The organism is Pseudomonas sp. 2725 (genome assembly GCF_050434585.1).
Classification (GTDB): Bacteria; Pseudomonadota; Gammaproteobacteria; order Pseudomonadales; family Pseudomonadaceae; genus Aquipseudomonas; species Aquipseudomonas jessenii.
Genome location: NZ_JBNDIV010000006.1, coordinates 365,552 through 378,313 on the forward strand (window position 1 = coordinate 365,552; position 12,762 = coordinate 378,313).

11 protein-coding genes are annotated in these 12,762 nt (G+C 58.5%); 8 read left to right on the forward strand and 3 right to left on the reverse strand.

The window, feature by feature from the left end:
* Window positions 1–6: 6 nt before the first annotated feature.
* Window positions 7–345, reverse strand: a complete 339-nt coding sequence (locus ABIE16_RS19435; protein ID WP_429521749.1) for a hypothetical protein — start codon at window positions 343–345, stop codon at window positions 7–9.
* A 126-nt stretch (window positions 346–471) separates the two neighbouring features.
* Between ABIE16_RS19435 and ABIE16_RS19440 the strand changes: the two genes are divergently transcribed.
* Window positions 472–942, forward strand: coding sequence for an Lrp/AsnC family transcriptional regulator (locus ABIE16_RS19440; RefSeq protein WP_090452054.1), 471 nt, complete (start codon window positions 472–474; stop codon window positions 940–942).
* A 115-nt stretch (window positions 943–1,057) separates the two neighbouring features.
* On the opposite strand, the gene ABIE16_RS19445 is transcribed toward ABIE16_RS19440, so the two are convergent.
* Window positions 1,058–2,425 carry an inorganic triphosphatase gene (locus ABIE16_RS19445; RefSeq protein ID WP_090452052.1) on the reverse strand — a complete coding sequence of 456 codons (1,368 nt, stop codon included), beginning with the start codon at window positions 2,423–2,425 and terminating at the stop codon, window positions 1,058–1,060.
* 157 nt (window positions 2,426–2,582) lie between these two features.
* Between ABIE16_RS19445 and argE the strand changes: the two genes are divergently transcribed.
* Together argE and argA are read left to right on the forward strand one after the other, a co-directional pair.
* Entirely contained in the window at window positions 2,583–3,731 is a 1,149-nt protein-coding gene (gene argE, locus ABIE16_RS19450; RefSeq protein ID WP_057712837.1) for an acetylornithine deacetylase, read from the forward strand.
* Between the two features lie 245 nt (window positions 3,732–3,976).
* Window positions 3,977–5,275, forward strand: a complete 1,299-nt coding sequence (argA, locus tag ABIE16_RS19455; RefSeq protein WP_057712838.1) for an amino-acid N-acetyltransferase — start codon at window positions 3,977–3,979, stop codon at window positions 5,273–5,275.
* A 128-nt stretch (window positions 5,276–5,403) separates the two neighbouring features.
* On the opposite strand, the gene tauA is transcribed toward argA, so the two are convergent.
* A complete protein-coding gene (tauA, locus tag ABIE16_RS19460) occupies window positions 5,404–6,393 on the reverse strand; it encodes a taurine ABC transporter substrate-binding protein (protein ID WP_057712839.1) in 990 nt (329 codons plus the stop codon).
* 363 nt (window positions 6,394–6,756) lie between these two features.
* On the opposite strand from tauA, the gene ABIE16_RS19465 reads away from it, so the two are divergent.
* The 5 genes from ABIE16_RS19465 to ABIE16_RS19485 all read left to right on the forward strand — a co-directional run bounded on the left by ABIE16_RS19465 (window position 6,757) and on the right by ABIE16_RS19485 (window position 12,754).
* Complete coding sequence (locus ABIE16_RS19465; RefSeq protein ID WP_429521750.1) at window positions 6,757–8,088, forward strand: OprD family porin; 1,332 nt, start codon at window positions 6,757–6,759, stop codon at window positions 8,086–8,088.
* Between the two features lie 412 nt (window positions 8,089–8,500).
* Window positions 8,501–9,841 (forward strand): OprD family porin, encoded by a 1,341-nt coding sequence (locus ABIE16_RS19470; RefSeq protein ID WP_154860928.1) that lies wholly within the window; start codon window positions 8,501–8,503, stop codon window positions 9,839–9,841.
* A gap of 293 nt (window positions 9,842–10,134) precedes the next feature.
* A complete protein-coding gene (locus tag ABIE16_RS19475) occupies window positions 10,135–10,773 on the forward strand; it encodes a peroxiredoxin (protein WP_057712843.1) in 639 nt (212 codons plus the stop codon).
* A gap of 332 nt (window positions 10,774–11,105) precedes the next feature.
* A complete protein-coding gene (ssuE, locus tag ABIE16_RS19480; RefSeq protein ID WP_007993145.1) occupies window positions 11,106–11,699 on the forward strand; it encodes an NADPH-dependent FMN reductase in 594 nt (197 codons plus the stop codon).
* A gap of 89 nt (window positions 11,700–11,788) precedes the next feature.
* A complete protein-coding gene (locus tag ABIE16_RS19485) occupies window positions 11,789–12,754 on the forward strand; it encodes a sulfonate ABC transporter substrate-binding protein (protein WP_057712844.1) in 966 nt (321 codons plus the stop codon).
* The last annotated feature ends 8 nt before the right edge of the window (window positions 12,755–12,762 follow it).

The following is a 12,762-nucleotide window of genomic DNA, read 5'->3' on the forward strand; positions in this document are numbered from 1 at the left end:
AGTTTTTCAGCCCGCCGCTTGAACCGCTTCGGTCCATGGGGCATCAGCTTCTTGCAGCTCCACCGAGCAGACGCTGATCAGGTTGCGAAGTTTTTCCGCAATCACTTGCGCGCGGTGCCAGCTCAAACCGTCGATGACAACTTCGATGGTCAACCAGTCGTCCTGGCGCTGCGCGCTGACCTGCTCCGGCGTGAGCAATTGCAGGGCGAACAGATTGAGGGCGCGACACAGCAGGTCCGGTTCAGCCTCGGCCGTCATTTGATAGCGAACCCGGCAATGGGCGTTGCCGACGTTCCAGACATCGGCGCGGGCAGGTGGGGTGTTCGCGGCTTCGAGATACGGCATGGTCAGGCTCCAGAATCATTGGAGAAATGTTTACATCCTGTGCCGGGTATTTCTTCTCTATGATTGGCTGTATTGCAGGAATGAAGAATAAATCAATTCACTTATTACGCGGCTAAGGGTTTTTTTATGCATAGCGAACTGGACAGCTACGACCGCAAGATCCTCGCCTTGCTGCAAGAGGACGCTTCGCTTTCCAGCGCACAGATCGCCGAGCAGGTGGGGCTCTCGCAATCGCCGTGCTGGCGGCGGATTCAGCGGATGAAAGAGGAGGGCATCATTCGCGGCCAGGTGACCTTGCTCGACCGCAAGAAAATCGGCCTGAACACGCAGATCTTCGCGGAGGTGAAACTCAATGCCCACGGGCGTTCGAACTTCACCGAATTCACCGAGGCGATTCGCGGCTTTCCGGAGGTGCTGGAGTGTTACGTGCTGATGGGGGCGGTGGATTTCTTGCTGCGGATTGTCACGGCGGACATCGAAGCGTACGAGCGCTTCTTCTTCGAGAAGCTGTCGATGGTGCCGGGGATTCAGGAGGTCAATTCGATCGTGGCGTTGTCGGAGATCAAGTCGACTACCAGTTTGCCGGTGTTGCGCTGATGATGTTTGAGGGACTTTGTGGCGAGGGGGCTTGCCCCCGTTGGGTTGCGCAGCGACCCCAAAAATGGGCCTGCTGCGCAGTCCAACGGGGGCAAGCCCCCTCGCCACAAAGGTATTACAGACGCAGCAACATTTTCCAGGCGCGGTTCTGATACACCGCAATCGCCTGCTGCTTACGTGCATCCAGGACTTCGTCGGTGATCGACTCGTTGGCCAGTTGCGCCAGCTTGTTCAACTCGCCGTACAGGCGATCCATTTCCGGGATCTCCAGCACGTTGCGCGCATGGTGCAGCCAGACCTGGATGCGTTCGATGCGCGGCAGTTGCTCGGCCAGGTCTTCCGGTTGTTGCTGGTAACGTTGCAGTTGCAACGAAGTGGCTTCTTCGCCCAGCAGGCGCGGCAACCAGCTGCCCAGTTGCGCAGCGCCCTGGCGATTGCCACGGGTGTTGCGGTCGGCGGCCCAGGTGCGGGCCAGCAGCCAGCGCGAGGTGGTCAGGGAGAACAGGCCCCAACGCGGGTCTTCGAGTTCTTCGAGGAACTGCTCGGGCGCGGCTTTGCGCACGTCTTCATCGTCCAGGCCGGCCTGGACCAGCGGGCGCCAGTCTTCCAGCAAGGCATCGAGGGCGATACGCAGATCGTGGGTCGACTGACGCGGAGCGGCCTGGCCCAGGCTGCTGATCAGCGCGCGCATTTCCGCGAGGCACTCGACCCAGTCCTGCAACAGGCGCCAGTGACCGTTGAAGCGATACTGCTCGGCCAGACGCTGGCTGCTGCCCAGCAAATGCCAGCTCAGCGCGGCGAACGCGTCGTCCAGCGGCGTTTCAGCGGTGATCTGCGGTGCCGGCAGGCTCAACGAATAGCTGTGGGCGTCGTACAGGCGATAACCGCGCTCGGCCTTGCTGATATCGCATGGCATCAGGGCCAGTTTCTCGGCCAGCTCGGCGGCCAGTTCCAGCAGGGCTGCCGGTTCGCCTTCGCGCAGTTCCAGTTCCAGCTCGCAGATTTCTTCTTTCTGCTTGCCGACCACGACGTGACCCAGGTCCAGCGCGGCTTCGATAACCACTTTGGTCTTGCCGCGACCCCAGGCGATTTCCGCGCGTTCGCGGACGAAGTCGGTGGTGAAGATTGGCTTCAGGGTCTTCTTGTCCAGTTCGGCCAGTTCCTCGGGCCAACATTCGCCGTCGAGTTTCTTCAGGTCGAGCTTGGCCTTGGGCAGGTTCCAGTCGTATTCGTTACGAACGGACAGACCGGCGACGCTCTGGCCGCGGGTCTTGAGGGTCTGAATCACTTCTTCGCCATCCTTGCGCAGGCGCAGGGCGACTTTGGCCTGCGCCAGGTCACGCTCGGGCGTGTCGAAGTACTGATTCATCAACTCACGGCGTTCCCAGCCACTTTTGTTGCGTTTTTTCAGTAACGGGTGCTCGCGCAGTGCGGCGAGGGTTTCGCGGCTGACGCGGAGTTTGATTTCGGTTTCTTTCTGCATGGCCGGAAAATCCAGGATCGGGAGCGCAGCCGGGGGAATGTGTGGCTGCCAAGGTCGTGCAGTGTACAGGACTCAAGGTTAGTACGCGCCGAGACGGTTTATTCCTGTCATCGGTTGGTTCTATGATGGACTTCAATTCAGGTGCCGGGAGTCAGCGATGCCATTGCCGTCGATGAAAGAACAATTCGCTGCGTTGATCGCTGCACCGTCCGTCAGTTGCACCCAACCCAGTCTCGATCAAACCAACCGCCCGGTCATCGATCTGCTGGCGACGTGGCTCGGTGAGCTGGGTTTTACCTGCGATATCCAGCAAGTCAGCCCCGGCAAGTTCAACCTGCTGGCCAGTTTCGGCTCCGGCCCCGGCGGCCTGGTCCTGGCCGGGCACAGCGACACCGTGCCGTTCGACGGTGCGCTGTGGCAAACCGATCCGCTGAAGCTCACTGAAGTCGACGGTCGTTGGGTCGGCCTGGGCAGTTGCGACATGAAGGGCTTTTTCGCCCTGGCCATCGAGGCGGTCATACCGCTGCTCGATCAGCCGTTCAAACAGCCGTTGCTGATTCTCGCCACTTGCGATGAAGAAAGTTCGATGTCCGGTGCCCGCGCGCTGGCCGAAGCGGGGCGACCGCTGGGGCGGGCGGCGGTGATCGGCGAGCCGACAGGGCTCAAGCCGATCCGCATGCACAAGGGCATCATGATGGAGCGCATCGACATTCTCGGTCAGAGCGGTCATTCCTCCGACCCGCGCCTGGGCCACAGCGCCCTGGAAGCCATGCACGATGCCATCGGTGAACTGCGTGGCTTGCGCTTGTTATGGCAACGCGAATTCCGCAATCCACAGTTTGGCGTGCCGACGCCAACGATGAATTTCGGCTGCATCCATGGCGGCGACAACCCCAACCGCATCTGCGGCCAGTGTTCGCTGGAATTCGATTTGCGGCCGCTGCCCGGCATGGACCCCAAGGTCCTGCGCGCCGAGATCCTGCAGAAGCTCAAGCCGGTTGCCGAGCGGCATCAGGTCAAGATCGATTACGCGCCGTTGTTCCCCGAAGTGCCGCCGTTCGAGCAGGCCGAGGACGCAGAGTTGGTGCGCATTGCCGAAAAGCTCACCGGTCACAGCGCCGAAGCGGTGGCGTTCGGCACCGAAGCACCTTATCTTCAGCGTCTTGGCTGTGAAACGCTGGTGCTTGGCCCGGGTGATATCGCCTGCGCCCATCAGCCGGGGGAATACCTCGAAATGTCACGTTTGCAGCCTACGGTGCATCTATTAAGGCAACTGATCGAACACTATTGCCTGACACCCGTGTAGGAGCGAGCCTGCTCGCGATGGACGTTAACGATGACGAGGGCTGCCTGGATGAACGCGGCGTCCTCATATCCATCGCGAGCAAGCTCGCTCCTACAGGGTTTTGCAGTTAAATTGCCGATGTCCCAACCCGTATTCATGAGGAGAGCGCGCGTGTCGCCAAGCCTGTTCCGACGATAACCATCAGCCCGCTGTGCGTTTTCAGTTTCGCCCTTTTTTCGGCTGCTATTTATTACAGGCCCAGGTTCATGCCCGAATACGTCAATTGGCTTCGTCACGCTTCGCCTTACATCAACGCCCACCGCGATTGCACCTTTGTCGTCATGCTGCCCGGCGACGGCGTTGAACACCCGAATTTCGGCAATATCGTCCACGACCTGGTGCTGTTGCACAGCCTGGGCGTGCGTCTGGTGCTGGTTCACGGTTCCCGCCCGCAAATCGAAGCGCGCCTCGCGGCCCGTGGCCTGACCCCGCATTACCACCATGGGATGCGCATCACCGATGCCGCGACCCTGGAGTGCGTGATCGACGCGGTTGGCCAGTTGCGCATTGCCATTGAGGCTCGCCTGTCGATGGACATGGCTTCGTCGCCGATGCAGGGTTCGCGCCTGCGGGTGGCCAGCGGCAACCTGGTGACGGCACGGCCGATCGGCGTGCTTGAAGGCGTCGACTATCACCACACTGGCGAAGTGCGCCGGGTCGACCGCAAGGGCATCAACCGTCTGCTGGACGAGCGTTCCATCGTGCTGTTGTCGCCGCTGGGCTATTCGCCGACCGGGGAGATTTTCAACCTGGCCTGCGAAGACGTCGCCACCCGCGCTGCCATCGACCTGGGCGCGGACAAACTGCTGCTGTTCGGCGCCGACCTGGGCCTGATCGACGAACACGGGCGCCTGGTGCGTGAACTGCGTCCGCAGCAGGTGCCGGCGCATCTGCAACGGTTGGGCAGTAACTACCAGGCAGAATTGCTCGATGCAGCGGCCGAAGCTTGCCGTGGCGGCGTGGCCCGCAGCCATATCGTCAGTTATGCCGAAGACGGTGCACTGCTGACCGAGCTGTTCACCCGCGACGGTGGCGGTACGCTGGTGGCCCAGGAGCAGTTCGAAGTCGTACGCGAAGCGGCCATTGAAGACGTCGGTGGTTTGCTGGATTTGATCAGCCCGCTGGAAGAGCAGGGCATCCTGGTGCGCCGTTCCCGCGAGGTGCTGGAGCGCGAGATCGAACAGTTCAGTGTGGTCGAGCGCGAAGGCATGATCATCGCCTGTGCGGCGCTGTATCAGATTGCCGATTCGGATGCCGGTGAACTGGCGTGCCTGGCGGTGAATCCAGAGTATCGCCATGGCGGTCGCGGTGATGAATTGCTGGAGCGCATCGAGACCCGCGCCCGGGCTCAGGGTTTGAAGACATTATTCGTCCTTACTACCCGCACCGCTCACTGGTTCCGCGAGCGTGGTTTTGTGCCGAGCAGCGTTGATCGTCTGCCGTCGGCGCGGGCGTCGCTGTACAACTATCAGCGTAATTCGAAGATCTTCGAAAAAGCCCTTTGATCAGGATACGGTCCTTGTAGGAGCGAGCTCGCTCGCGAAAATCGTGAACGATAACGCGTAAAACCAGATGCCCCTTGGCGTCCTTGGGTTTTTCGCGAGCAGGCTCGCTCCTACAGAGGTCGGTGATGTTACTCGGCGACAAACTTCGCGCTGACATACGGCGAGTAATCCGGCAGCACCGTCTCCACCTTCCCTTGTTCCTTCAAGAATTTCGCCGTCTCGCCAATGGCCTTGGCCGTGCCGCCGTCCAGCAGCGCGGCGCTCTGTTGCGCCTTGGCATCCGGGAATGCGGAACCGGCCAATAACTCCGGCACATCGGCGGCATTGGCACCGGTCAGTTTGGCGATTTTCTGCACCGGTACCGAGTCGGCAGTCCAGCTGGCTTTATGCGCCGCGTAATCAGCAAAGGCATCGAGGGTGACCTTGGCGAATCTGGCCACCACCTCCGGGTGCTTCTCGGCGTAATCCTTGCGTGCCACCCAGACCTCGAAGGTGGGTGCTCCCCATTGGCCTACCTGTGCAGCGTCGGTCAGGGTCTTGCCACTCTTGCGGATTTCCCCCAGAGCGGGCGACCAGACAAACGCGCCATCAATATCTCCCCGCTTCCAGGCTGCCGCGATTTCCGCCGGCTGCAGGTTCACCACTTTGACTTTCGAACTGTCCAGGCCCCAGTGCTTCAACGCACCGAGCAGGCTGTAGTGGGAGGTTGAAACGAAAGGCGTGGCGATGGTCTTTCCGATCAGATCTTGTGGTTTTTCGATGCCGCTGCCATTGCGCACCACCAGCGCTTCGGCGGCATTGATCTGGGCCGAGACGATGAACGCGACAATCGGCAGCTTGCGCGAAGCGGCAGCGGCCAGCGGACTGGAGCCGAGATTGCCGATTTGTACATCGCCGGAGGCAATCGCCGTGACCACTTCCGGGCCGCTGTTGAAGCGTCGCCAGTCGATGGGCTGGCCGATGGTTTTTTCATAAAGGCCATCGGCCTGGGGGACTTTGCTGGGGTCGATTCCGGTTTGATAACCGACGGTGAGGTTCGCCGCTTGGGCGGTGAAAGAAAATGCGAGAGATACACAAACTGTAACAATTGGTCTGGATAGTGCGCGCTTGATCGTCATGGGGCTGCCTTTCGGTAAGGATTTGTTTCCGGATTGCGTAAGAAACTAATAGATCTAAAAAAGCAAAAATAAATACCTTTTAGGAATTAGCTTATGAGCCGAACCCTTTGTTCTGGGGGGGGCTGGAAATTGAGCGCTAAATTCCTAAACGGTATTAGAAAAGAATCGGGTAATTCTTTTCAGGTTCATGACGAATTCATGACCCGGCAGGGACCAAAAAATCGGGGGTTAGACAAAGGTCGTAGACATACATGGTTACGATTGACTTGTGGGTCACGGTCTGGCGCTAATCGCGCATCTTAGGATTTCGGGCGACGACTCGAGACCAGGAATACAAGAATTAGAATCGAGAGGAGCTACACAATGAACAAGTCCACCTTGGCTTTGGCCGTGGCCGTAGGGGTTTTGGCGCAGCAGGCAGGCGCCGCAGGTTTCCTGGAAGACAGCAAGGCGTCCATCAGTTCCCGGACCATGTATTACAACAACGATAACCGTGAAGGCGGTGCGGATCAGAAAGAGTCCGCAGAAGGCCTGAAATTCGATTATATGTCCGGTTTCACCCAAGGCACTGTCGGTTTCGGTATCGACGCCCAGGCACTGCTGGGTATCCACCTGGACGGCGGCAAGGGTCACCACCCGGACAACAACACCTTCTTCCCAAGCGACAGCGATGGTTCGGCCGTGTCCGAATGGAGCCGTGCAGCCGCTAACGTCAAGGCGCGCTTCTCGAAGACCGAAGCCCACCTGGGGGGCGCCCTGGCACCCAACTTGCCGATCCTGGTCGCGAACGACAGCCGTCTGCTGCCACAGACCTTTGACGGTGGCACCATCACTTCGAAAGAAATCGACAACGTGACCTTCAACGCAGGTCAGTTGGAGCATTCGGCGGGTCGCGCCTCTTCGAACTCCACCGGCCTGGCCGTGGCTGGCGGCACAGAGGACAGCAACAAGTTCTACTACGGTGGTGCTGACTGGAAGGTCACCAAGGACCTGACCCTGCAGTACTACCACTCGAATCTGAAGGACTACTACAAGCAGGACTTCCTTGGCCTGATCCACGTGTTTCCGATCGACGCCAAACAGTCCTTCAAGACTGATATTCGCTACTTCGACAGCAGCTCCGATGGCAAGAACGGTGATCCGGGTTTCCGTTTCAACAACAACAACGGTTTCGCCAGGAACCCGGGCGAGGTCGATAACAAGACCTGGAGCGCCATGTTCACCTACACCCTGGGTGGCAACGCCTTCCTGCTCGGTCATCAGCGCGTCAGCGATGACGGTGGTTTTGTCTACCTGAACCAGGGCAACGTGGTTGATGGCAATGGCCGTCCGGAAGGCAACGGCGGCGCCAGCTTCTACCTGTTCACCGACTCCATGATCAACGGATTTGTTCGTGCCGGTGAAAACACCACCTTCGGTCAGTACTCCTATGACTTCGCAGGACTGGGCGTGCCGGGCCTGAAAACTTCGATCGCCTACCTGCATGGCGACAACATCAAGGCTACCAACGGCAGCGGCCCTGATGGCTCCGAGTGGGAACGCGACATGCGGATCGACTACACCATCCAGCAGGGCGCTCTCAAAGGCTTCGGCGTAACGCTGCGGAATGGTGTCTACCGCGGCAGTGAAGTCTCCAACAACCCTGATGTTGACCAGACTCGTCTGATCTTCAACTACACCTACAGCTTCCTGTAACAAGCCTTGTAAAAAAGCCTCGCCTGCTGGCGAGGTTTTTTTTGTCTGTTTTTTAATATTCCATAAAGATCTTTGCTGATTATTTATTATTCTTTTTAGTTTTTAAATATCCCGCTTAAAGTGCGCCTGTCCGGCACTCATCCCTGAGCCCGGATTTGGCGATTTCGTCCCTCGATAATAGGTCAGGTGCAGGAATCGGCCTTGCCGCCGATACCTCGGATCTGTCGTGGGAAGTCATATTCCTAAGCGATATTAAAAAATATCAAAAAATTCTTTTTGGCTTTAAGGCCATGTATCCTGCGGCCCGCCAAATGACCGGCCTAGACGGTTTGCCGCGAATTTATGCATTCAGGATCCCGGGCAATCGATTCGGGACCAGGAACATCAGAACTAGAAACGAGAGGAGCGAAACATGAACAAGTCCACCTTGGCCATGGCTGTGGCCGTCGGGGTTTTGACCCAGCAGGCAAGCGCCGCGGGTTTTATCGAAGACAGCAAGGCAACATTGGGGCTGCGTAACTTCTACATCAACACCGACTACCGTGACGGAGCCGGTGCCAACAAAAACGAAGAGTGGGGCCAAGGCTTCGATCTGCGTTTCATCTCCGGTTACACCCAGGGCACCGTCGGCTTCGGCATCGATGCGATTGGCCTGTTGGGCGTGAAACTGGATTCGGGCGGCGGTACCAACGGCGCCACGGCGACCTCTTACGGCGGCACGGTTTTCCCGAGCAAATCCAACGGCGAGGCAGTTGATGATTTCTCCAGCCTGGGCCTGACGGCCAAAGCCAAGGTTTCCCAGACCGAATTGAAACTGGGCACCCTGCAGCCGAAAAACCCGGTGATCGTGACCAACGATGGTCGTCTGCTGCCGCAAACCTGGCAGGGTGGCCAGATCACGTCCGGCGACATCAAGGATCTGACCCTGGTTGGTGGCCAGATCGAAGCCGTTAAAGGCCGTAACTCCAGCAACAATGAGCAGATGTCGATTTCGGGCGCGAACACTCGCGGCACCAAATTCCGCGACAGCAACAAGTTCATCTATGCCGGTGGCGACTACAAGATCACCAAGGACCTGACGGCCCAGTACTACTACGGCAATCTGGAAGAGTTCTACAAGCAACACTTCCTGGGTCTGGTGCACAACTGGGCAATCGGCCCTGGCGTGTTGAAGTCGGATTTCCGTTATTTCAACAGCTCTGATGATGGCGCCAACGGTCACGACCCGCTGTACTTCACCACTGGCAACTACAACGCGCCAAACGGTAAAGGCAAGGTCGACAACAACCTGTACAGCGGCCTGTTCCTGTACACCGTTGCCGGTCACACCTTCGGTGGCGGTTATCAGGTCAGCAACGGCAGCAGCGATTTCCCTTGGCTGAACCAGGGCGACGGTTCGTCGAACTACACCATCACCGATGCGCAAATCCAGAAGTTCGGCCGTGCCGGCGAGCGAACCTGGCAAGCACGCTACTCCTATGACTTCGCCAAGGTCGGCGTACCTGGCCTGACGGCGGGTCTGGTTTACCTGCACGGCGACAACATTGATACCGTTAACGCCAAGGGTGGCGAGGCGGCCAATGGTGCTTCCGAGTGGGAGCGCGATCTGAGCGTGGCTTACGTCGTTCAGGAAGGTCCGCTGAAAAACCTGGGCCTGGCGTGGAAAAACGCGACCTGGCGTACCGACCTGCCGAACACGCGTTCGCAGGACGAAAACCGCCTGATCGTCAGCTACTCGATCCCGCTGTTGTAATAGCGCTCGCGTAACCGAGACAAAAAAAGCCCCGCCCGGTATTGCACCGGGCGGGGCTTTTACATTTTCAAGACGGGTTCACCCCCGTAATCCCGCCTTGAACTTCCCTCTTTGCAGCAACTCAAGGCCTTCTCGAACCTTGGGGGCGATGTTCGGCCGGTTGTGCGGGGTACGTCCAGTGAATAGATATTTAATATTTCTTTATGATCTAAATAAATCGATATTTATTCTTTTTAACAGATAAAAAACACAGGCACAGTTGAACCCATCAAGCACTCACAAGGAGCAGCACCATGGGTCTCAGACTTGGCGATATCGCCCCCGATTTCGAACAGAACTCCAGCGCCGGCACCATTCGTTTCCATCAGTGGCTGGGCGATAGTTGGGGCGTGCTGTTTTCCCATCCAGCGGACTTCACGCCGGTGTGCACGACTGAATTGGGCTTCACCGCCAAGCTCAAGGATGAGTTCGCAGCGCGCGGCGTCAAGGCCATCGCTTTGTCGGTGGACCCGGTGGAGTCGCACCACAGGTGGATCGAGGACATCAACGAAACCCAGGACACCGTGGTCAACTTTCCGATCCTGGATGACGCCGACCGCAAAGTCTCGGACCTCTACGACCTGATCCACCCCAACGCCAACGACACCCTGACCGTGCGCAGTCTGTTCGTGATCGACCCGAAGAAAAAGGTCCGGCTGACGATTACCTACCCGGCGAGCACCGGCCGCAATTTCAATGAAATCCTGCGGGTGATCGACTCGCTGCAACTCACCGACAACTACAAGGTGGCCACACCGGCCAACTGGCAGGACGGTGATGAGGTGGTGATCGTGCCGTCGCTTAAAGATGAGGATGAAATCAAACAGCGTTTTCCCAAGGGCTATCGAGCGGTTAAGCCTTACTTGCGCCTGACGCCGCAGCCGAACCGGTAAGTCTTCAGCATTTTTGGCGCAACTGATGCCGCCATCGCGAGCAAGCCCGCTCCCACATTTGTCCGCGTACCCCTGTGGGAGCGGGCTTGCTCGCGAAGGCGTCGGGTCAGACACCACAGGTTTCACAGTTAACAGCATCCACAAAGCAGGGGATTTCAGGCCGTTTCGACGGCCTGTTTTTTTGCCTGGAAGAAACAGCTTTCTATATTTCTTTAAGGTATAACCAAATGAATAAATATGATTTATGGATATATAAATCAACTGTTAAGGTCACTCCATCGAAGCGAGATCGCAAACCGCGAATCGCCAACACCGTGCAAGGAATCGTCTGAATGTTGGTTGTCTCACTCGGTGGCAGTCCCAGTCAGCGCTCTCGATCCGGGGTGCTGCTGGATCGCTCCCAGCGTTGGTTACAGGGGCAGGGCGTGGAAGTGGTGAGTTATCAGGTACGGGACTTCCCGGCCGAGGACTTGCTGCACGCACGCTTCGACAGCCCCAAGGTGATCGACTTGTTGCAACAAATTGAAAACGCCGATGGCCTGCTGATCGCCACACCGGTTTACAAGGCATCGTTTTCCGGAGCACTGAAGGTCGTGCTGGATTTGCTGCCCGAACGCGCCTTGAGCCACAAGGTGGTTCTGCCGATGGCCACTGGCGGCAGCATCGCCCACATGCTGGCGGTGGATTACGCGCTCAAACCGGTGCTGTCGGCATTGAAGGCTCAGGAAATGCTGCAGGGGATTTTCGCCGTCGACAGCCAGATCGCCTACGGCGAAGGCAGCGCCCTGGCGCAGTTGGCGCCGGAGCTGGAACAACGACTGAATGAATCGCTTGAGCTGTTTTTCAGCGCCATGGCGCGACGGCCCAAGCCGCTCGATCCGAACCTGTTGAATGATCGTTTGTTGAGTGCTCGCTGGAGCATTTAAGCCTCACCGAAAATTGAAGTACTGGCCTTACTCGCCCGCCAACGGGCAAGCAGGTGCAGCCAAAACCCAACTGCAAAAAGGAGAGCGCCATGCGCCCTGTCATTTTGCGTCGTGGTCTGGTCGCTCTGTTTGCTGCGGCTGTCACCTTCGGCGCCATTACTCAAGCTCAGGCCGAGACTTTACGAATCGGCTATCAGAAATACGGCACCCTGGTGCTGCTCAAAGCCAAGGGCACCCTGGAAAAACGCCTCGCTGCCCAAGGCGTGGACGTGCAATGGACTGAATTCCCCGGTGGCCCGCAACTGCTTGAAGGCCTGAACGTCGGTTCCATTGACTTCGGTGTCACCGGTGAAACTCCGCCAGTGTTCGCCCAGGCGGCCGGTGCTGATTTGCTCTACGTCGCCTACGAACCGCCAGCGCCGCACAGTGAGGCGATCCTGGTGCCGAAGGACTCGGCGATCAAATCGGTGGCGGACCTCAAGGGCAAGAAAGTCGTCCTCAACAAAGGCTCCAACGTGCATTACCTGCTGGTGCGTGCTCTGGAAGACGCCGGCCTCAAATACACCGACATCCAGACCGTATTCCTGCCGCCGGCCGATGCCCGCGCCGCGTTCGAGCGTGGCAGTGTCGACGCCTGGGTGATCTGGGACCCCTACCAGGCCGCCGCCGAACAACAGCTGCAAGCGCGCACCCTGCGCGATGGCCAGGGCATTGTCGACAACCATCAGTTCTACCTGGCGACCAAACCTTATGCGCAGAAAAATCCCGAGGTGATCAAGACCCTGGTGGAAGAAGTGCGCGCGGTGGGCGAGTGGTCCAAGGCTAACCCGCAAGAGGTGACCCAACAGGTTTCACCGCTGCTCGGCCTGCCAGCCGACATCACCCTGACCTCGGTGAAACGCCAGGGCTATGGCGCGTTGTTCCTGACTCCGGAAGTGGTCGCGGCGCAGCAGAAAATTGCCGACAGCTTCTACCAGCTCAAGCTGATTCCCAAGCCGTTGAGCATCAAAGACGTGATCTGGACGCCGCCGGCCGCCGTTGCCAAAGCCCAATAAATCGATTC

Bases quoted from the DNA above. Each gene is read 5' to 3' on its own strand.
- ABIE16_RS19475 (WP_057712843.1), top strand. From the start codon at position 10,135: ATGGGTCTCAGACTTGGCGATATCGCCCCCGATTTCGAACAGAACTCC.
- ssuE (WP_007993145.1), top strand. From the start codon at position 11,106: ATGTTGGTTGTCTCACTCGGTGGCAGTCCCAGTCAGCGCTCTCGATCC.
- ABIE16_RS19435 (WP_429521749.1), bottom strand. From the start codon at position 345: ATGCCGTATCTCGAAGCCGCGAACACCCCACCTGCCCGCGCCGATGTC.
- argE (WP_057712837.1), top strand. From the start codon at position 2,583: ATGCCATTGCCGTCGATGAAAGAACAATTCGCTGCGTTGATCGCTGCA.
- ABIE16_RS19470 (WP_154860928.1), top strand. From the start codon at position 8,501: ATGAACAAGTCCACCTTGGCCATGGCTGTGGCCGTCGGGGTTTTGACC.
- ABIE16_RS19465 (WP_429521750.1), top strand. From the start codon at position 6,757: ATGAACAAGTCCACCTTGGCTTTGGCCGTGGCCGTAGGGGTTTTGGCG.
- tauA (WP_057712839.1), bottom strand. From the start codon at position 6,393: ATGACGATCAAGCGCGCACTATCCAGACCAATTGTTACAGTTTGTGTA.
- argA (WP_057712838.1), top strand. From the start codon at position 3,977: ATGCCCGAATACGTCAATTGGCTTCGTCACGCTTCGCCTTACATCAAC.
- ABIE16_RS19485 (WP_057712844.1), top strand. From the start codon at position 11,789: ATGCGCCCTGTCATTTTGCGTCGTGGTCTGGTCGCTCTGTTTGCTGCG.
- ABIE16_RS19445 (WP_090452052.1), bottom strand. From the start codon at position 2,425: ATGCAGAAAGAAACCGAAATCAAACTCCGCGTCAGCCGCGAAACCCTC.
- ABIE16_RS19440 (WP_090452054.1), top strand. From the start codon at position 472: ATGCATAGCGAACTGGACAGCTACGACCGCAAGATCCTCGCCTTGCTG.